This is a genomic window from Ensifer sp. Root558 (assembly GCF_001427045.1).
Taxonomy (GTDB): domain Bacteria; phylum Pseudomonadota; class Alphaproteobacteria; order Rhizobiales; family Rhizobiaceae; genus Ensifer; species Ensifer adhaerens.
This window is the reverse complement of the sequence record NZ_LMGC01000001.1, coordinates 113152-131301: the sequence shown is the minus strand read 5'-3', so window position 1 is coordinate 131301 and position 18150 is coordinate 113152. Positions and strand designations below refer to the sequence as shown.

Annotated in this window: 17 protein-coding genes and 1 riboswitch; of the genes, 6 read left to right on the top strand and 11 right to left on the bottom strand. The window is 63.2% G+C overall.

Annotated features, from left to right (window positions below; all coding sequences use genetic code 11):
- Window positions 1-20: 20 nt before the first annotated feature.
- The 3 genes from ASD63_RS00655 to ASD63_RS00645 all read right to left on the bottom strand — a co-directional run bounded on the left by ASD63_RS00655 (window position 21) and on the right by ASD63_RS00645 (window position 4012).
- Entirely contained in the window at window positions 21-1385 is a 1365-nt protein-coding gene (locus ASD63_RS00655) for a glutamine synthetase family protein (RefSeq protein WP_034792288.1), read from the bottom strand.
- A 192-nt stretch (window positions 1386-1577) separates the two neighbouring features.
- Window positions 1578-3125: an amino acid permease gene (locus ASD63_RS00650; RefSeq protein ID WP_034792285.1), complete on the bottom strand. Its 1548-nt coding sequence runs from the start codon at window positions 3123-3125 to the stop codon at window positions 1578-1580.
- 113 nt (window positions 3126-3238) lie between these two features.
- Window positions 3239-4012 (bottom strand): N-formylglutamate amidohydrolase, encoded by a 774-nt coding sequence (locus ASD63_RS00645; RefSeq protein ID WP_082566243.1) that lies wholly within the window; start codon window positions 4010-4012, stop codon window positions 3239-3241.
- Between the two features lie 175 nt (window positions 4013-4187).
- Here ASD63_RS00645 and ASD63_RS00640 point away from each other — a divergent pair, with 175 nt between their 5' ends.
- The 6 genes from ASD63_RS00640 to ASD63_RS00615 all read left to right on the top strand — a co-directional run bounded on the left by ASD63_RS00640 (window position 4188) and on the right by ASD63_RS00615 (window position 10133).
- The gene (locus tag ASD63_RS00640) at window positions 4188-5066 is read left to right on the top strand and encodes a MurR/RpiR family transcriptional regulator (RefSeq protein WP_034792277.1); all 879 of its coding nucleotides are present in this window, start codon (window positions 4188-4190) and stop codon (window positions 5064-5066) included.
- Between the two features lie 204 nt (window positions 5067-5270).
- Window positions 5271-6377, top strand: a complete 1107-nt coding sequence (locus ASD63_RS00635) for an ABC transporter substrate-binding protein (RefSeq protein WP_034792275.1) — start codon at window positions 5271-5273, stop codon at window positions 6375-6377.
- A 183-nt stretch (window positions 6378-6560) separates the two neighbouring features.
- A complete protein-coding gene (locus ASD63_RS00630; RefSeq protein ID WP_034792273.1) occupies window positions 6561-7442 on the top strand; it encodes an ABC transporter permease subunit in 882 nt (293 codons plus the stop codon).
- Window positions 7439-8221 carry an ABC transporter permease gene (locus ASD63_RS00625; protein ID WP_034792271.1) on the top strand — a complete coding sequence of 261 codons (783 nt, stop codon included), beginning with the start codon at window positions 7439-7441 and terminating at the stop codon, window positions 8219-8221. Before ASD63_RS00630 ends, ASD63_RS00625 begins: the two co-directional genes overlap by 4 nt.
- A gap of 11 nt (window positions 8222-8232) precedes the next feature.
- Window positions 8233-9294, top strand: coding sequence for an ABC transporter ATP-binding protein (locus tag ASD63_RS00620; RefSeq protein ID WP_034792269.1), 1062 nt, complete (start codon window positions 8233-8235; stop codon window positions 9292-9294).
- 122 nt (window positions 9295-9416) lie between these two features.
- A riboswitch (FMN riboswitch) is annotated at window positions 9417-9566 on the top strand.
- 93 nt (window positions 9567-9659) lie between these two features.
- Window positions 9660-10133 (top strand): 6,7-dimethyl-8-ribityllumazine synthase, encoded by a 474-nt coding sequence (locus ASD63_RS00615; RefSeq protein WP_034792248.1) that lies wholly within the window; start codon window positions 9660-9662, stop codon window positions 10131-10133.
- 251 nt (window positions 10134-10384) lie between these two features.
- Here ASD63_RS00615 and ASD63_RS00610 read toward each other — a convergent pair whose 3' ends face one another.
- The 8 genes from ASD63_RS00610 to ASD63_RS00575 form a co-directional block, all read right to left on the bottom strand.
- Entirely contained in the window at window positions 10385-11668 is a 1284-nt protein-coding gene (locus ASD63_RS00610) for a low temperature requirement protein A (RefSeq protein ID WP_034792246.1), read from the bottom strand.
- 211 nt (window positions 11669-11879) lie between these two features.
- Window positions 11880-12323, bottom strand: a complete 444-nt coding sequence (locus tag ASD63_RS00605; protein ID WP_034792218.1) for an RpiB/LacA/LacB family sugar-phosphate isomerase — start codon at window positions 12321-12323, stop codon at window positions 11880-11882.
- Between the two features lie 41 nt (window positions 12324-12364).
- Window positions 12365-13132 carry a triose-phosphate isomerase gene (locus ASD63_RS00600; protein WP_034792216.1) on the bottom strand — a complete coding sequence of 256 codons (768 nt, stop codon included), beginning with the start codon at window positions 13130-13132 and terminating at the stop codon, window positions 12365-12367.
- Window positions 13129-13908, bottom strand: coding sequence for a DeoR/GlpR family DNA-binding transcription regulator (locus tag ASD63_RS00595; protein ID WP_034792214.1), 780 nt, complete (start codon window positions 13906-13908; stop codon window positions 13129-13131). The genes ASD63_RS00600 and ASD63_RS00595 overlap by 4 nt, the downstream gene beginning before the upstream one ends.
- A gap of 100 nt (window positions 13909-14008) precedes the next feature.
- Window positions 14009-14947 (bottom strand): TIM barrel protein, encoded by a 939-nt coding sequence (locus ASD63_RS00590; RefSeq protein ID WP_060528749.1) that lies wholly within the window; start codon window positions 14945-14947, stop codon window positions 14009-14011.
- 14 nt (window positions 14948-14961) lie between these two features.
- Complete coding sequence (locus ASD63_RS00585) at window positions 14962-15813, bottom strand: TIGR01459 family HAD-type hydrolase (protein ID WP_210339096.1); 852 nt, start codon at window positions 15811-15813, stop codon at window positions 14962-14964.
- Window positions 15810-17096 (bottom strand): FGGY-family carbohydrate kinase, encoded by a 1287-nt coding sequence (locus ASD63_RS00580; protein WP_060528748.1) that lies wholly within the window; start codon window positions 17094-17096, stop codon window positions 15810-15812. Before ASD63_RS00580 ends, ASD63_RS00585 begins: the two co-directional genes overlap by 4 nt.
- Entirely contained in the window at window positions 17093-18145 is a 1053-nt protein-coding gene (locus ASD63_RS00575; protein ID WP_034792208.1) for a class II aldolase/adducin family protein, read from the bottom strand. Before ASD63_RS00575 ends, ASD63_RS00580 begins: the two co-directional genes overlap by 4 nt.
- Window positions 18146-18150: the final 5 nt, after the last annotated feature.

The following is an 18150-nucleotide window of genomic DNA, read 5'->3' as shown; positions in this document are numbered from 1 at the left end:
GTGAATGATTATGTCGCGGGTCAGGCCCGTTCGAAACCGCGTGCGACCTCCCAGTCGGTGACGCGGCGATCATATTCTTCCTGCTCCCAGCGCCCTGCCCGTGCATAGTGCTCGATGACCTCGTCGCCGAAGGCGGCGCGCAGCATCTTCGATTCCGTCAGCGCGGCCGTCGCATCGCGAAGCGTGCGCGGGATCTCGCGCACGTCCTTGCCGCCATAGGCATCGCCGACGAAGGGCGCTTCCAGTTCCATCTTGTTTTCGATACCGGAAATGCCCGCCGCGATCAAAGCGGCGAAAGCGAGATAGGGATTGAGATCGGAGCCGCCGACGCGGCATTCGATACGGATCGCCTTGGTGTCTTCGCCGCAGAGACGATAGCCGGCCGTGCGATTGTCCTTGCTCCAGACCGCCTTGGTCGGCGCGAAGGTACCGGCCATGAAGCGCTTGTAGGAGTTGATGTAGGGGGCGAGGAAATAGGTGATCTCGCTCGCATGGGTGAGAAGCCCGGCCACGTAATGGCGCATCATCTCGGACATGCCGTATTTGCCGCTCTCGTCGTAGAACTTCGACGACTTGCCGTCCGCGCTCCAGAGCGACTGGTGGATATGCGAGGACGAACCGGCGGCCGCATAGTTCCACTTGGCGAGGAAGGTGATGGCCTTGCCGCGCGACCAGGCGATTTCCTTGCAACCGTTCTTGATGATCGCATGCCGGTCGGCCATCGTCAGCGCGTCGGCATAGCGTACGTTGATCTCTTCTTGGCCGGCCGACGCCTCACCCTTGGAATTCTCGACCGGAATGTCTGCACCCTGGAGACCGTTGCGGATCGCCCGCATCACGTCCTCTTCCTTGGTCGTCTGGAAGATGTGGTAGTCCTCGTTGTAGCCGCTGACGAGCTGCAGGTCGCGATAGCCGGACTGGCGGGCGTCGTCATAGGACTGGTCGAAGAGGAAGAATTCGAGCTCGCTCGCCATATAGGCCTTGAGGCCCATCTTCTCGAGACGCGCCACCTGCTTCTTCAGGATCGCCCGCGGCGAATGCGGCACTTCCTCATGGGTGTGATGGTCGAGCATGTCGCAGAGAACCAGCGCCGTGCCTTCGAGCCAGGGGATGCGGCGAAGCGTCGAAAGGTCCGGCTTCATCGTATAGTCGCCGTAGCCTTTTTCCCAGCTTGTCGCCTTGTAGCCGGGAACGGTCTCCATCTCCATGTCGGTCGCCAGCAGGTAGTTGCAGCTATGCGTTTCCTTCCAGGCGCCATCGACGAAGAACTGCGCGTGGAAGCGCTTGCCCATCAGCCGGCCTTGCATGTCGACCTGGCAGGCGAGCACCGTATCGATGCGGCCGGCGGCGACGTCTTCCTTCAACTCGTCAAACGTATAGCTCATCAACTTCCATCCCATGTTTTGTCACGCGGCCGTTCCCTTGAGGTCACGATATTTTTTGGCCGCGTGAACGTGATCAGCTCGAATTGTCTGGCGCGGAGTGCGGGCCGGAAGCCGCGCACATTGTTTTCGATTTCGTCCGGCCCCAAAGAAAAGGCGGAAGTCGCGGTCGCGCTTCCGCCCTTTTGTCGTTGATCAGATCTGGCCGACGGCCTTCTCTGCAGCGGCGATCTCTGCCTGGCGGCGTGCCACTTCGTCACCGATCGGCGGGCCGCGGAAGCGGCGGCTCTCGAAGCCGAACCAGACAGCGCCGGTCAGCACCAGGAAGCCCACGGTGATGTAGAGTGCCCAGTCGTTCGGCGGCTGCACGCCGAGGATGAAGATCAGCACCATGGCGATGATCGAGAGCACCGCGAACAGCTTGAACATGCTCTCGCCGAGGTTCCACGGACCCATCTTGTCCCACTTCGAAGTGCCCCAGGCGAACAGGCCGAGGGTGATCGGGATCGCGAAGGAGAAGAACAGGAAGATGACCGTGCACGAAACGACGATGGTGTAGACCGGCGTCTCGCCGATCGAGACCAGCGACGAGCCCCAGACGAACAGGACCGACAGGATCGAGCCGATCCAGATCGCGGCAACCGGCGTGCGGTAGGTCGGGCTCACCTTGGCAAGCGCCTTGGAGGCCGGCAGGCCGCCGTCACGCGAAAACGCGAAGATCATGCGCGACACCGAGGTCACCGTTGCCAGGCCGCACAGCCACTGGCTGACGAGGATGGCGAGATAGAGGATGTCCTTGATGATGGGGTGCACCTGCGCATCCATTGCCCAGAAGAACACGTTCCAGCCCTGCTTGGCGGCTTCGTCCATGTTCGGGATCATCAGCACGAACGAGCACAGCATGATATAGCCGAAAAGCGCCGACCAGAGCACCGACGAGACCATGCCACGCGGCACCGAATGGGCGGCTTTGACCGTCTCTTCGGAGGTGTGCGCCGAAGCGTCATAGCCGGTGATCGTGTAGATCGGCAGGAGCAGGCCGAGTAGGAACACCCAGGTGCCCGAGGTCTGAGGCCACACGTTGCCGCCGGCTTCACCGGAATAGTTGGAGAAGGTGAAGAGACGGGCGATGTCGTAGCTGTCGGCTGCGACCAGGCACACGAGCGCCAGCAGGATCGACGTCGCGAAGATCAGGTAGCCCGAAAAGTCGGTGAGCTTGGCTGTCAGCCCGATGCCCATGTGGTTTACCAGCGCCTGCCCGCCGGTGATGATGGCCAGGAAGACGATGCGCGTCAGCGTCGTATCGGCGAGGCCGAAATAGGGCGTGCCGAAGGAACCCATGAAGAAATAATAGGTGCCGACGTTGATCGCACCGAGAACGGTGACGAGACCGAGCAGGTTGAACCATGCTGTCAGCCAGCCGGTGAAGCGGTTGCCGAGGATCGAACCCCAGTGATAGAGGCCACCCGCCGTTGGATAGGCCGAGCTGATCTGTGCCATGGCAACGGCGAAAACCAAGGAGATGAAGCAGCCAAGCGGCCAACCGATGCCGATCGCGGCGCCCCCCGCGCCGGCGGTCGCCTGGGCGAGCGAGTTGATGCCGCCCGAAAGAATGCAGATGATCGAGAACGACACCGCGAAGTTCGAGAACTGGCTCATGCGCCGCTCGAGCTCCTGGGCATAGCCCATCGAGTGCAGGACGCTCATGTCCTGCTTTTTGTCTGAATCACTGTAGTCCGACATTTTTCTTCCCCTGATTTCTTCAGACCACACCGCCCCATTGCGGCAGGGTCCCATCAACCACCTGCCCCGGTTGGCCGGAACAGGACCGCGGCAACGCCGCTCCCCAGGGTCTTTTATTGTGCTGAAACAGCCGCAGCGCCTTTGCGCAGCAGCCCTTCCAGGTAATCGGCCATGACCCTTTGGCCGATGTCATTGCGAATGAGATCGTTGCGGATCTCGATCATCACATTCGGCAGTCCGTTGTGGACGCCATATTCGATCAGGCTATGGGTAACGCCGTCGGCCGGCCCATAGGGCTCGTTGCGCCGGATGTCGTAGGCAACCTGCCCCTTGGTGGCAGTCGCGAGCATATGGTCGGCAAGCCGGCTGTCGGCATCGTGAAGCACGCCGACTTCGACGGCGCGCGGCTTGCCGAAATAGACGGGCGTGAAACTGTGCATCGTCACGAGAACAGGCGGGCGTCCCGCGGCCTTGCGATCGGATACGAACCGGGCGACGGCATCGTGGAACGGCCGATAGATCTCGTCGACCCGCGCCTGGCGCTCGTCGGCCGACATCGTCCGGTTTCCCGGGATCTCGTAGACCTCGCTGACAGCAGGCATCGCCGCGTCCGCTTCCGGCGGTCGGTTGCAGTCATAGGCAAGGCGGGAGAAGCGCTGGTAGATCAGGGACCCGTCGAGCTTTGTTGCGAGCAGCTTGGCAACCGCAAGCGCACCCGGGTCCCAGGCAATATGACTTTCGAGCGCCTGTTCGCTGAGGCCAAGCGTGCCCAGCCGTTCGGGAACGAGGCGCGAGGCATGCTCGCAGACGAGCACAATATCGCCTTTGCCTGCGGCGTTCTCGATCGCAACCGGATCGCCATCTGCTTCGGTCAAAAGTCGCGTCAACACCGGCATCCCCTCTTGCCCCGTTAGACGTTCGTTAATGAAAAGAATTCTTCAGAGGATGACGCATGTCAATCAAAATCTGAAACGATCTCTTCAAAATTGCGATTGACTCCAATTGTGACAGCGATGTTTAATCTGTCACAAACCGGCTTAAGATCGGTTCAGGGGAGACAATTTGAGCAGCAAGGCGACGTCCACCACCGTGTCGGATGTGATCAACGCCCACTTCACCGTGCTGACCCGCGCGGAGAAGCAATTGGCAGAGACGCTTCTCGACAATTATCCCGTTTCGGGACTCGGTTCGATCACCACGGTTGCCGAGAACGCCGGCGTTTCGACACCGACGGTCGCCCGCATGGTGCAGAAGCTCGGTTTCCGCGGTTTTCCGGATTTCCAGGCAAGGCTGCATCAGGAATTGGAAGCGACGATTTCCAATCCGATCACCAAGCACGACCGCTGGGCGGCCAATGCGCCCGGCACCCACACGCTCAACCGCTTTGCCGACGCGATCACCAGCAATCTGCGCGAGACGCTGACCCAGATCGAGCCGCAGGAATTCGACGAGGCGGCCGCGCTGATCGCCGACCGCAAGCGCAGCATCTATCTGCTCGGCGGCCGCATCACCCGCTCGCTCGCCGATTATCTCTTCACCCACCTTCAGGTCATTCGGCCGGGGGTCACCGAAATCGCCACCAATGCCAGCGCCTGGCCGCACTACGTGCTCGACATGCGCCAGGGCGACGTGCTGATTCTCTTCGACATCCGCCGCTACGAGCAGGAGATGGTGACGCTTGCCAAATCCGCCCGCGAGCGGGGTGTCGAGATCATCCTTTTTACCGATCGCTGGAGTTCGCCGGTCGCCAAGTCCGCCTCAAGGGTGTTTCGCTCGCAGATCGAGGTGCCCTCGGCCTGGGACAGTTCCGTCGTCATCCTGTTCTTGATCGAGGCTCTGATCGAGGCCGTTCAGAGTTCGAACTGGGACGAAACCCGGGATCGGATGAAGACGCTCGAGGGCCTGTTCGATTCCACCCGCATCTTTCGCAAACCGGTCTAGGAGAATTCGCCGACACGTTCACAGGATTTCATGCAGTTATGCGACAGTGGCCCGCCGAAGCCAAAAAAGAAATGTTCTTCCAACGACATACGCGGCGCGAACGGATAAACCCCTGTCACATTACTTTCATCGCATCTCTTTAACAGCTTCGCCGAAATCGACTGAAACCCAACGAATTTGACTAAACCCATAAGGAGAACTCCAGTGATTTCAAAAACCCAACGCCTGCTTTCGCTCTCCACCGCCATTTTCCTGGCGACGACGGCAATCGCCGCTGCCGAACCGAGCGCCGAGCTCATCGAAGCCGCCAAGAAGGAAGGCATGCTGACGACCGTCGCCCTGCCCCACGACTGGTGCGGCTACGGCGACGTCATCGCCTCCTTCAAGGCCAAGTATCCGGAAATCCAGGTCAACGAACTGAACCCGGACGCAGGCTCGGCCGACGAAGTCGAAGCCGTCAAGGCCAACAAGGACAACAAGGGCCCGCAGGCGCCTGACGTCGTCGACGTCGGTCTCGCCTTCGGCCCGCAGATGAAGGCCGAAGGCCTGCTGCAGCCCTACAAGGTCTCCACCTGGGACGAGATCCCGGACAGCGTCAAGGACGCCGAAGGCTACTGGTACGGCGACTACTACGGCGTCATGTCCTTCCTCGTGAACAAGGACCTCGTCCAGAACGCACCGAAGGACTGGGCTGATCTGCTGAAGCCGGAATATGCCGGCCAGGTTGCTCTCGCCGGTGACCCCCGCGCCTCGAACCAGGCGATCCTCGGCGTTCTCGCCGCTGGTCTCGCAAAGGGCGCAAAGTCCGGCAAGGAAGCCGGTGAAGCTGGTCTCGGCTACTTCGCCGAACTGAACAAGGCCGGCAACTTCGTTCCGGTTATCGGCAAGTCGGGCACGCTCGCCCAGGGCTCGACCCCGATCGTCGTTGCCTGGGACTACAACGCGCTCGGCTGGGCAAAGACCCTCAACGGCAACCCGCCGACCGAAGTCGTCGTTCCGGCCAGCGGCGTTCTCGCCGGCGTCTACGTTCAGGGCATCTCGGCCTACGCGCCGCACCCGAACGCAGCGAAGCTGTGGATGGAGCACCTCTACTCCGACGAAGGTCAGCTCGGCTGGCTCAAGGGCTTCTGCCACCCGACCCGCTTCAACGCCATGGTCAAGGCCGGCAAGGTTCCGCAGGAGCTGATCGACGCCCTGCCGCCGGCAGCCGCTTACGAGAAGGCCTACTTCCCGACGCTCGAAGAAGTCGACGCCAACAAGGCTGCCGTCACCGGCGGCTGGGATTCCGTCGTCGGCGCGAACGTTCAGTAAGCCTTTCCACAGACATGTCGCCCCGACCGGTTTTCCGGTCGGGGCGCATAGGTTATTCGTAAGAAATTCAAGTCCTTGGAGCGAGATCTGGGAGCCGTGCGCGGCTTCGTCGGTTTCCCGCTTCTTGCTTGCAACAATCGATAACGCCCGCGTGGAAAACGCGGCTTCAGGGGCGCGAACGGAATGTCATCTGCTAAACCCGACGCCAGCCCGCCGGCGCGTCGCCTACCGCTTCACTGGCTGGGCATTCTTCCCTTTGCCGCCTTCGTGACGCTGTTCCTGCTTTTGCCGACGATGAAGATCGTGGTCGGCGCGTTTCAGACGCCCGATGGCAGCTTCACGCTCGACAACATCCGCGGCCTGTTCACGCCCTCGATTCTGGCTGCCTACTGGATCTCCATCAAGATCAGCATCGCCTCGGCGCTTCTCGGCTGCCTGATCGGCTTTGCCATGGCGTCCGCCATCGTCTTCGGCGGCTTGCCGAAGGGGATCCGCGGACCGCTCCTGACCTTCTCCGGCGTCGCCTCCAACTTCGCCGGCGTACCGCTCGCCTTTGCCTTTCTCGCGACGCTTGGACCTGTCGGCATCGTCACCGTCTTCCTGCGCTCGAACTTCGGGCTCGACCTCCGGATGCTCGGCTTCAACCTGCTGTCCTTCTGGGGGCTGACGGTCACCTATCTGTTCTTCCAGATCCCGCTGATGATCCTGATCATCACGCCGGCACTCGACGGCCTGAAGCGCGAATGGCGCGAGGCCGCCGAGATCCTCGGCGCCACCGGCCTGCAATACTGGCGCATGGTCGCCTTCCCGATCCTGCTTCCGTCGCTGCTCGGCACGCTGGCGCTGCTTTTCGCCAATGCCTTCGGCGCCGTTGCGACCGCGATCGCACTCACCGGCTCGTCGCTCTCGATCGTGCCGATCCTGCTCTTTGCCCAGATCCGCGGCGACGTGCTCGGCAACCCGCATCTCGGTTACGCGCTCGCCTTCGGCATGATCGTCGTCACCGGTATCGCCAACGCGATCTACATCTGGCTGCGCAGCCGCAGCGAAAGGTGGCTGAAATGAAGAAGATCTGGGCCTGGGGAGCCCTCGTTTTCGGCCTCCTCTATTTCACCCTGCCGCTCATTGGCATGACCAACTTCTCCTTGAAGATGCGCCGCGGCGAATACTCCTTCGACGCTTACCAGAAGGTCTTCGCCGACCCGCGCTTCCAGGAGACCTTCACCTATTCGGTGCTGCAGGCCTTGTTCACCATCCTCTTCGGTGTTCTGCTCGTCGTGCCGACAGCCTATTGGGTCCGCCTCAAGCTGCCGCGGCTGCGCCCCGTCATCGAGTTCATAACGCTGCTGCCGCTGGTCATCCCAGCGATCGTCATCGTCTTCGGCTACATCCGGCTCTACAACACCTCGAGCTGGCTGCCGTTGACGGGCTCGCTCACCGGCACCAACATCCTCCTGATGTTCGGCTATGCGACGCTTGCGCTGCCCTACATGTACCGCGCGGTCGACACCGGCCTTCGCACCATCGACGTCGCCACCTTGACCGAGGCCGCCCAAAGCCTCGGCGCCGGATGGACGACGATCCTTGCCAAGATCATTCTGCCGAACGTGCTCGTCGCCGTGCTCTCGGGCGCCTTCCTGACCTTTGCCATCGTCATCGGCGAGTTCACCATGGCTGCCTTGCTCAACCGCCCGGCTTTCGGCCCCTACATGCAGCTCCTGGGCGCCAACCGCGCCTATGAACCGGCCGCACTCGCCGTCATTGCATTCGGCATCACCTGGGGCTGCCTCGGCCTCATCCAGCTCGTCTCGCGCTTTCAAAAAAGCGCGCCTCCTAAGGCCTGAGGACCGCACCCATGAGTTTCCTGTCACTCACCAGCATCAAGAAGTCCTTCGGCCCGGTTCACGTCGTGCACGATTTCAACATGGACATCGAAAAGGGCGAGTTCGTCTCGTTCCTCGGGCCATCGGGCTGCGGCAAGACCACGGTCCTGCGCATGATCGCCGGCTTCGAAAGCCCGACCAGCGGCAAGATCGTCATCAACGGCCGCGACCAGAACTCGCTGAAGCCCAACCAGCGCAACATCGGCATGGTGTTCCAGGCCTATGCGCTGTTTCCCAACATGAACGTGCATGACAACGTCGCCTTCGGCCTCAAGGTCGCAGGTACAGACAAGTCGGAGATCGACGCGAGGGTGAAGCAGATGCTCGGGCTGATCAAGCTCGAGCACCTGGCGGACCGCTTCCCCTACCAGCTCTCCGGTGGTCAGCAGCAGCGCGTTGCGCTTGCCCGCGCCATTGCGGTCAAGCCGCAGGTGCTGCTGCTCGACGAGCCGCTGTCGGCGCTCGACGCCAAAATCCGCGTGTCGCTGCGCGAGGAAATCCGGCAGATCCAGCAACAGCTCGGCATCACCACCGTGTTCGTGACCCATGACCAGGAAGAAGCGCTGTCGATCTCCGATCGCATCGTCGTCATGAATGCCGGCCGCGCCGACCAGATCGGCACCCCCTTCGAAATCTACAACACGCCGTCAACGCGTTTCGTCGCCTCCTTCGTCGGCACGCTCAGCATCATCGAAGGCAAGGTCGCGGACCCGGCCGCGGGTGCCGTCACGATCGGCAACCAGCAGATCGCGCTGAAGGATCCGATTGCCGGCATGAAGGGCGGCGACAGCATATCGCTGGCGCTTCGTCCCGAAGCGGGCTCGATCGCCGAGGGCGCCACGGGCGACACGTCGCTTGCCGGCGAGGTCGTCTCGACGAGCTTCCTCGGCTCGGTCATCCGCACGCGCCTTCGCGTCGGCGGCGACGTCATCTCCTTCGACATGTTCAACAATCCGGGTGTGGCCCCGCCGGTTTCCGGCGACAACGTCACGCTGCGCTTTGCCGCCAAGGACCTGCTGGTCATTCGGGAGTAGGCCGATTGACGCCATCGGAACGATTTCTTCCGATGGCTCCAAACACTGGAAAAATCTGTCGTGATTTCTGGCATTTTCGTCGCACCGTGCGTTTGACCGCGCGCGGTCGCGCTATATAGTCGCGTTGTTCTCAGGGCGGGGTGAAATTCCCCACCGGCGGTAGCGGCCGAAAGGCCGAAGCCCGCGAGCGCCTCAGGGTTTCGCCCTGGGGGTCAGCAGATCCGGTCAGAATCCGGAGCCGACGGTCACAGTCCGGATGGAAGAGAGCAAGCAGCAACGTGGGTCCCCGCGACGGGACCTCGCGCGCATGCATGTTCGCCCGACGGGATCATTGGAAAACGCCAAACCCTGAAAGGCTTGAGACCATGACCATTCTTTCCCACCCCGCCGCCAAGATCGCGATCGTTCGTGCCCGCTGGCATGCCGATATCGTCGGCCGCTGCGTCGATGCCTTCGTCACGCAATGGACGAAGCTTGGCGGGTCGGCCGCCGACGTCGAGATCTTCGACGTACCCGGCGCGCTCGAAATCCCGCTGCATGCGCAGACGCTGGCCAAGACCGGCCGCTATGCCGCGATCCTCGGCACCGCCTTCGTCGTCGACGGCGGCATCTACCGCCACGATTTCGTCGCCGGCACCGTGCTCGACGGCATGATGCGCGTGCAACTCGACACCAATGTGCCGGTGCTTTCCGCCGTACTGACGCCGCACAATTTCCAGGAAAGCGAACCGCTGATCGCCTTCTTCCGCGAGCACTTCGTTACCAAGGGTACGGAGGCGGCCAACGCCTGCGCCCAGATCCTCGACGCCCGCGCCAAGCTGGCGCTCGTCAACGCCTGATCGGCGAGATGCGCTTGAGGTTGGCTCGCCCCTCATCCGCCCGGTGAAGGCTCGCCCCTCATCCGCCCGGTGAGGGGAATGCCCCTCATCCGGCCTGCCGGCCACCTTCTCCCCGCCTGCGGGGAGAAGGCTAGCGTGAGGGGGCAGCGGCAGGGGCGAACAGCGCCAAACGCTGCGCTTGAATCAACCTCTGAACCACCTGAATCGGCTCACCAGCTTGAGCCGGCAACGCGCTGTTTCGACTCGCAAAATCAATGCGCAGCCTCGTTCTTGCGCAGGCTGCGATCCAGTGCCGCCACGCGGTGCCGGTGCCCCGCCACCTCGTAGCCGACGATGGTGACGACGGGCGCGAGCATCAGGATGATCAGGCACTTGGCCATGTCGAGCCCGGCCATGGCCGCGACCACTGACGCGGCCAGCACCACTGCCGTGCCCGCGAGCAGCCAGAGATGCAACCGCTCCACCTGCTGCATAAGATAGGCGTACATCGCATAGAGCAGCCCGATGTAGCACGCGACGGGCACCGCAACGGTCAGCACCGTTGCGACCGAGCCGATATGCGCCTTGTGCTCGATGTAATAGGCCGCCACATGCAGGCCGGCGCCAGTCGCCACGATCGAGGCGAAGATCGGCATGTGGCCGTAGCCCCAGACGAAGGAGCGTTTTTGACGGTGCCGGTGCAGGATCTCGGCGCTCGGCAGCAGAAAATAGATCCACCACATGCCGAAGGTGAGCCCCGTACCGGCGAGGCAGACGAGCGCGACATCGAGGTTCCAGCCCTGCCCTTCGACCACGGCGGAGATTGAGGCGACCGTGCCGACCACCCCTTCCCCAAGCGCGATGATCGCGAGCAGCCCGTAGCGCTCGGCGATGTGATGGGCATGCCAGGGCGTTCCGCCGTAGCGCATCTCGGCGACATAGGGGCCCAGCATCTCGATCGCCGTCAGCCCCACGACCATGACGAAGGTCACCAGCAGCGAGAAATCGAAGAAGATCAGAACGACCCAGCCAAGCTGGGCGAGGCTGATTGCTTTGACATAGGCCATGCAGGCATCCCGTCGGGCCGGGTCCTGCCGGCTGGCGCGCAGCCATTGGAAGAGCATTGCCACCCGCATGACGACATAGCCGAGCACCATGATGCCGTTGTCGAGATGCTCACCCTTGTCGATCGATTCGAACATTGGCGGCAGGGCGATCGCAAGGATCAGCACGCCGACCATCTGCACCATGGTGACGATGCGGAATACCCAGTCGTCCGTGTCGTAGGCGGAGGCAAACCAGCTGAAATTGATCCAGGCCCAGCAGATGGAGAAGGTCGCAAGCGCGAAGCCGAAGAGGCCGGAAAAGAAGTGCCCTTCGGCCAGGAAATGAGCAAGCTGCGAAGCCGCCAGGCTAAAGGCGATGACGAAGGTCAGGTCGAACAAGAGTTCGAGCGTCGTCGCCGTCCTGTGATGTTCATGCGTGTCGCGACCGCTCATGCGCGCCACATGGTGGTGCGCGCTTTGATGCGGCTCGGTCGGGGTGGTTTCACTCATGCGGCGACGCCCTTCAATTGACGATCCGCAAGAATATTCAAATATTTGCAGAAGCTTCGTCAAGGCGAAGCGGGAGACCGGACATGAAAACGCCCGGCATCGCTGCCGGGCGTGTCGTCACGATGCCTGAGGGAGGATCAACGGCATCGCGAGATAAGGTAGGCCTTGAACCGGGAACCGGATGCAGACGGCAAGCCGCCCGCCCCTTCCCTCAACCGGCTCTTGCGGCATCCAGGCGATTGATCGCCTCGACATTGCCGGCTGAAGAGCCGTTCGGGTCGAACTCGGACGCGAGCCAGGTGTCGACGATCGACTTTGCCAGCTCCGGACCGATGACGCGGGCGCCCATGGTGATGATCTGGGCGTTATTCGACTTGGCGGCCCGCTCGGCCGAATAGGTGTCGTGCGTCAGCGCCGCGCGGATGCCCGGCACCTTGTTGGCCGAGATGCATACACCGATGCCGGTACCGCAGAACAGTATGCCGCGGTCATGCTTGCCCTCGACAACCTGCTGCGCCAGGTTCTGTGCGAGGTCCGCATAGAAGCCGGACTGGCTGAGATCCACGACTTCCACGTCGCTGCGGCCACCGAGATGGGCGGCTATGACATCCAGCAGGGGCTTGCCGGCGCTGTCGGCTCCGATTGCAATCTTCATGATTGTTCCTTTCGTTCTTCTTGAGCTGCAACGGCCGGGGCTCAGATCGCCTTGGCGACACGCTGCAGAATGTCGAGATAGCCAGTGACGTCCCAGGCGGAGCGGCCGATGAAGAGGCCGTCGATATGCGCCTGGGTGATCAGTTCTTCGCAATTGCCGGGGTTGACGCTGCCGCCGTAGAGCACCGGCACGCGACGGCCGAGGGCGGCTTCCGCCACCTCTGCGATGCGCTTGTGGCGCTCGTCGGCATAGTCAGCCGTCGCCGGAATGCCGTTGACGCCGATCGCCCAGACCGGCTCGTAGGCCAGCAGGATCGTCGCCTTCTTCGCCGCGCCTTCGAGAAGTGCCAGCGCGCCTTCGACCTGGCGCTTCAGCACCTGATCCGCCTCGCCCGCTTCGCGCTCAGAAAGCGTCTCGCCGATGCAGATCAGCGGCACCAGACCATGGCGCACGGCGGCTGCCGTCTTCAGGCCGACGGTGCGGTCGGTCTCGCCGAAATGCTCGCGCCGCTCGCTGTGGCCGAGCTCGACCACATCGAGGTTGCAATCCGCAAGCATCAGCGGCGACACCTCGCCGGTCCAGGCGCCGGCATCGTCCCAATGCATGTTCTGCGCGCCGACCTTGACGCTGGTGCCGGAAAGTCGCGCCTTGACCTCACGCACCGCCGTGAACGGCGGAATGACGAAGCGCTGGATGCGGTCGTCGCGCGAAGCGTCGGCAGCCGCCAGGCCGTCGGCAAAGACCATCGCCTCGGCAAGCGTCTTGTTCATCTTCCAGCTGGTGCCGACCCACAGGCCTGACTTGCTCATGCTTTCTCCTTGAGATTGTCGATCCTGACCAGCCGGATGCCTGCCTCTTCGAGCGGTGCGGCATGTTCGGCCGAAACTTCAGCGCCGGTCAGCACCGCGTCGAAGGAATCGAGCCCGGTCAGGAAATGGAGCGCAGAGCGCCCGAATTTGTCGTGGTCTACTAAGAGGTATTTGCGCTTGGCCGCCTTCACCATCAGGCGCTTGGCCTGCACCACCTCCTGGTCCTGGTGGAAGGCCGTGGTGCCTTCGATGGCAGAACTCGAGAGAAAGGCGATATCGACGCGCAGCGACCGCAGCGCCTCGTCCGTGACGATGCCGAAGAAGCCGTTGAACTTCTTGCTGTATTGGCCGCCGAGCGCGATGACGTTGATGCCCGCAGCACCTGAGAGGCTGGTGATCACGCCGAGATTGTTGGTGATGACCGTCAGCGGCCGGATGTCGCGGATGCAATCGGCGATCGCGCCGGTGGTCGAACTGTCGTCGATGAGGATGCTCTGCCCCGGCTCGATCAGGCTCGCCGCATGTTCGGCGATCCGCCGCTTTTCGGAGATGGCGATCTTTTCGCGGTAGCGGAAATCGCTTTCGAATTGCGGGCTCGACTGGATCGAGGCGCCGCCATGGACCTTGCGCAAGAGGCCCGCTTGCTCGAGGTCGTCGAGGTCGCGATGCACTGTCATCTTGCTGACGCCGAAGCGCAAGGAGAGGTCTTCGACGGAGGCCGTTCCGGCCTCCATCAACACATCCATGATCGCCTGTCGCCTGTCTTCCGGCTTCATCGTCTCGGTCCCGATCCCGCGCAGCCTCGACCACGCTCACCGTGAGAAGGTAACACCTATTTGTGATATTTCAATTTATCTAACGTGATTTTGTGATCTTTCAGTGTGATTTTTCTGTGCGATTGAAGCCCGTATCGATATGCGGCTCCCAGAATTCGACCGACTCCCGGATCATCTCGACGACGTTGTGGTCCGTCGGCTCGCGTTCGCGGAAGGAAAGCTCCAGGCAGATCTCGTTGTCGGTGCCGCCACCGGCCTTGACCGCGCCGATCAGCCTCTCCGGCGTGATGCGGCCGTCGCGGTTGTAGGCGGCGGTGAACGGCCAATGACCGCCCTTGTTCATCGAGGATTGCTTGATGTGGATGATCGGCGAGCGCTCAGGGAACGCCGCCGCCCAGGCATAGGGATCGATGTCGTTGGGGTTGTCGGAGGTGACGTCGCCGTGGTCGATATCGACCATCATCTTCATCGGGATCGGCAAATGGGCTTCGGCGAGCCGCCGGTCGAGCGCACGGCATTCCTCGATCGTGTGGCCGAACTCGCGCCCGACCGACATCGGCTCCCAGAAGACATAGGAGAGCCCCGCCGCCTTGCCGTGCTCGGCAACTTCGCGCCAGCAATCGATGGCGATCCGCATCATCGCCTCGCGCCGCGACGGGTCGTCGTAATCGCGAAGCGTGAAGATCGCGAACTGCGTGCCCATGCCCGAGGCGCCAAGATCGGCGGAGATATCGGCGAAGGTCTTGAACCAGTCGACATAGTAGCGCCTGACATCCGGGTCCGGATGGCCGAAATGATTGAGCCGACCATAGGGGCCGGTCATGCCGGAGGTGATCTTCACGCCGGTACGGTCGAGCGCCCGACGAAACTGCCTGACGGTCTTGGCGATCGTTGCCGCCGGCCAGCCGGGATTGACGAACTCGTGGGTGAGCTGAACGTAGCCGATGCGGATCTTCTCGGCGATCGTGTCGATCAGGTCGTCAGGCTCGGCGAAGCGGTTGACCAGCGGATTGGTGTTGAGCGACAGCGTGAAGGCCACGACCTTACTCCCGGCTACCAGAGAAATTTCGGAAGGATGAAATCGGGGTTGGCGCCGTGTTCGGCAAAGAGCTTGCGGCGCTCCGCGTCCGAGGCGCGCTCCAGGATCCCCGTCGTCACCAGTATCGAGCGAAGTCCCGCGCTCGCGGCACCGGCAATGTCATGCTCGATGCTGTCGCCGATCGCGCAGACACGCGTCGGATCCGGATGGCCGAGGAATTCCAGCGCGGCTGCATAGATGTCGGCAAAGGGCTTGCCGATCCAGCGCACACTGCCGCCAAGCTCTTCGTAGAGCTCGGCGATACGCCCGGCGCCGAAGGCGGTACCTTCCTTGATCAGCATCACCTTGTCCGGATTGGTGCACAGGCAGGGCACGCCGCGTCTGGCGGCCGGCGCCAAAAGCGCCTCGTAGTGGGAAAGCGGATGGACATCGCCCTCGCTCGCGGCGAGCAGCACGAAATCGGCATCGGCACCACTGGTCGTGCGTTCGAGGTCTAACCCCGTCAGCGGCGAGAGGTCACCGTCGCGACTGATCAGCAGGCACTTGCGCCGCCCACCGGTGGCACCCTCGCCCTCCCGCCTGAGAATCTGCCAGGCGACCTCGCCCGAGGTCAGGAACCAATCCCAGCTCCCCGCGACGAAACCGAGATCGACGAGGCGACGGTCGTTTTCCGCCGAGCGCTTGCCGGAATTCGAGAGGATGATGATGCGCTTTCCCGCATCCTTCAGCTTGACCAGCGTTTCGGCCGCACCCGGATAGGGCCCGCGGCCATCGCGCAGCACGCCGAACTGATCGATCAGGAAGGCGTCGTAGCGATCGGCAATCTCGCCAAGCCTCGCTATCGCAGTCGTTTGAGCAAACGTCACAGCACACCAGCCTTTCTGGCACCGGCCAGCGCCAGCCGTGCCGTGCCGGCCGCCGCCTCCTCGGACAGGACGGGCAGGAACGGCACGCCGAGCTTGCGCGCCCGGATCGCGCTCCAGGCCGCGTTCTTGGCGCCGCCGCCGACACTGCGAAGCGATCGGAGCCCCGGTCCGCCAAGCGACGCCAGCCGCTGATAGGCGAGGCTCTCGACGCCGGCGATGCCCTCGAAGATTGCCTTGAGGAAGGTCGCGTCATCGGCCGGCCGCGGGCTCATGCGCGGGGCGAAATCCGGATCGGCGATTGGGAAGCGCTCGCCGGGCTTCACCAGCGGATAATAATCGAGCCCGGTGTCGACGGCCGGATCGATCCCGGCCGAAAGTGCAGCGATCCGCTCCGGCGAGAAATGCTCGGCCAGCACCACCCCGCCCGTATTGGACGCCCCGCCGGCGAGCCACATCTCGCCGATGCGGTGACTGTAGAGCCCGTATTCCGGCGCAAACAGCGGACGGTCGGACAGCATCTTCGCTGTCAGCGTCGTGCCGAGCGCGCTGACGCCGTCGCCCGGCTGATCGGCGCCAGTGGCGAGAAACGAGGCGCATCCGTCCGTGGTGCCGGCAACGACCACCACCTCGCTTGAAAGCCCGAAGGCTCCGGCCGCTTCCGGCGAGATCGTCGCGATCGGCGCACCAGCCGGCAGCACATCCGGCAGCAGTTCGACGCGGGCGCCGGTCTTTTCCATCCAATCCGGCCAGGACCGCGACACGGGATCGTAGCCGGTCTTCAACGCATTGTTCTCGTCGGAGACATCGTAGAGCCCGGTGAAATGCCCGGCCAGCCAATCGGCCTGATGGATCACCCGGAACACGCCCGGCACAGTCTGGAAAGCGAGAAGCTTGGCAAGGCCGGATGTGGCGCCATGGGCCGCACTTTCGCGCGGCGCATAGGCAGAGACCGCATCGAGCGGTGCGCGGTCGGCAACCGGGTCGTTGTACATCATAGGCGTTGCCAACGGCGCGCCCGCATGATCGACCGGCAGCATCGTGCCCGATGTACCGTCGATCGAAAGTGCAACGACCTTCTGCCTGTCGGTACCCCCAAGCGCTTCTTCGAGCGCCGCCTGCACGGCCTTCCACCAGCCGATCGGATCGCGGTGATCCGCAGAAAAAGCCGAGAGCTTCGCTGCACCCGATGCCACGACCGTGCCGTCCGCCGCCATCGCGACCGCACGGGCGCCAGAGGTGCCAAGGTCGATGCCGACGACCAGCTTGCGATTGTCACCGCTCATTGCAGCACCTGTCCGGCGCGGTTGAGCTGCTGGCGGTATTTCTCGGCGTCCCAGCCGAGAAGCTCGGCGTTCTCCGCCTCGGTCAGGTAACGTAACCGTGCGTCCGCTGGAATGCGTGCCGTCACGTCGGCAAGGCACCGCGCCATGGCGAAGGCACCGGCAGAAATCTCCTTCTGCACGAGCACGCCCTTGCCCGGGAAGAGCAGCAAGGGCGGCAGGCTGTCGCCGCTCGCACGCCGCTTCGTCTCGATCGAAAGCGCGGTCTCGCCGGGCGCGGCCACCGACACCCCCTTGCCGAGGAAGATGACATGATCGGGATAGAGACTGCCGCCGGCAGCAAGCCGGCAACTGTCGAGATCGGCGGCGACCGAATGCAGGGCAATGTCCTCCGGCAGCCGGTAATCGCTGTCGACCGCAAGCCGACCGAGCGACGCGAGATCGGCGGCCAGCGCCTGCCGACGCGTGCCGGTCAGGCGGCGGGTAATGTCGGTGAGCAGGATCGCCGCGTCGACCACGGTTTCAGCGGCGACGACCAGGCCGTGATTGCCGAGGATCAGAACCGACGTGTTGTCCTGCATCCGCTCAGCGATTGCTCTTGCAAGCGGCAGGCCCGGGCGGGCATAGGGCACGAAAACATGGGGGTAGCCGGCAAGCCGCTCAGCAGTGATCGCCGCACCGTTGGTCTGCACCGCCGTCGCGATCGTCTCGACGCAGTGCACATGCACCACCACCTTCTGCGGCATCAGCGCATGCACGGTGGTTTCGATCGAGGGGCGCAGGCCCGAAGGGTTGCGCTCGGTTATCACGAAATCCTGCGCCTTCTCGGTTGCCGGGTCGTTCGCTTCCAACGCATTGAGCAAGGGCTCGAGTGCCACCGGCACCATGACGTCGCGCTGGCGCGCATGCGCCAGCCACAGGCCCGAGGCCTTGATCCAGAGCGTACCGCCCTCCTTGATCGAGGTATTGCCGCCCGCCCCCTGCACCAGCAGCGGATCCGCCCCGACGCGGGCCGAAAGATCGAGAAGCGCTTCGAATTCCAGACTTCGCATCCGTT

What these genes read in the sequence shown, in the direction of transcription:
- ASD63_RS00655 (WP_034792288.1), bottom strand. Translation starts at nt 1,385, where the DNA reads ATGAGCTATACGTTTGACGAGTTGAAGGAAGACGTCGCCGCCGGCCGC.
- ASD63_RS00650 (WP_034792285.1), bottom strand. Translation starts at nt 3,125, where the DNA reads ATGTCGGACTACAGTGATTCAGACAAAAAGCAGGACATGAGCGTCCTG.
- ASD63_RS00630 (WP_034792273.1), top strand. Translation starts at nt 6,561, where the DNA reads ATGTCATCTGCTAAACCCGACGCCAGCCCGCCGGCGCGTCGCCTACCG.
- ASD63_RS00625 (WP_034792271.1), top strand. Translation starts at nt 7,439, where the DNA reads ATGAAGAAGATCTGGGCCTGGGGAGCCCTCGTTTTCGGCCTCCTCTAT.
- ASD63_RS00620 (WP_034792269.1), top strand. Translation starts at nt 8,233, where the DNA reads ATGAGTTTCCTGTCACTCACCAGCATCAAGAAGTCCTTCGGCCCGGTT.
- ASD63_RS00615 (WP_034792248.1), top strand. Translation starts at nt 9,660, where the DNA reads ATGACCATTCTTTCCCACCCCGCCGCCAAGATCGCGATCGTTCGTGCC.
- ASD63_RS00610 (WP_034792246.1), bottom strand. Translation starts at nt 11,668, where the DNA reads ATGAGTGAAACCACCCCGACCGAGCCGCATCAAAGCGCGCACCACCAT.
- ASD63_RS00605 (WP_034792218.1), bottom strand. Translation starts at nt 12,323, where the DNA reads ATGAAGATTGCAATCGGAGCCGACAGCGCCGGCAAGCCCCTGCTGGAT.
- ASD63_RS00600 (WP_034792216.1), bottom strand. Translation starts at nt 13,132, where the DNA reads ATGAGCAAGTCAGGCCTGTGGGTCGGCACCAGCTGGAAGATGAACAAG.
- ASD63_RS00595 (WP_034792214.1), bottom strand. Translation starts at nt 13,908, where the DNA reads ATGAAGCCGGAAGACAGGCGACAGGCGATCATGGATGTGTTGATGGAG.
- ASD63_RS00580 (WP_060528748.1), bottom strand. Translation starts at nt 17,096, where the DNA reads ATGAGCGGTGACAATCGCAAGCTGGTCGTCGGCATCGACCTTGGCACC.
- ASD63_RS00575 (WP_034792208.1), bottom strand. Translation starts at nt 18,145, where the DNA reads ATGCGAAGTCTGGAATTCGAAGCGCTTCTCGATCTTTCGGCCCGCGTC.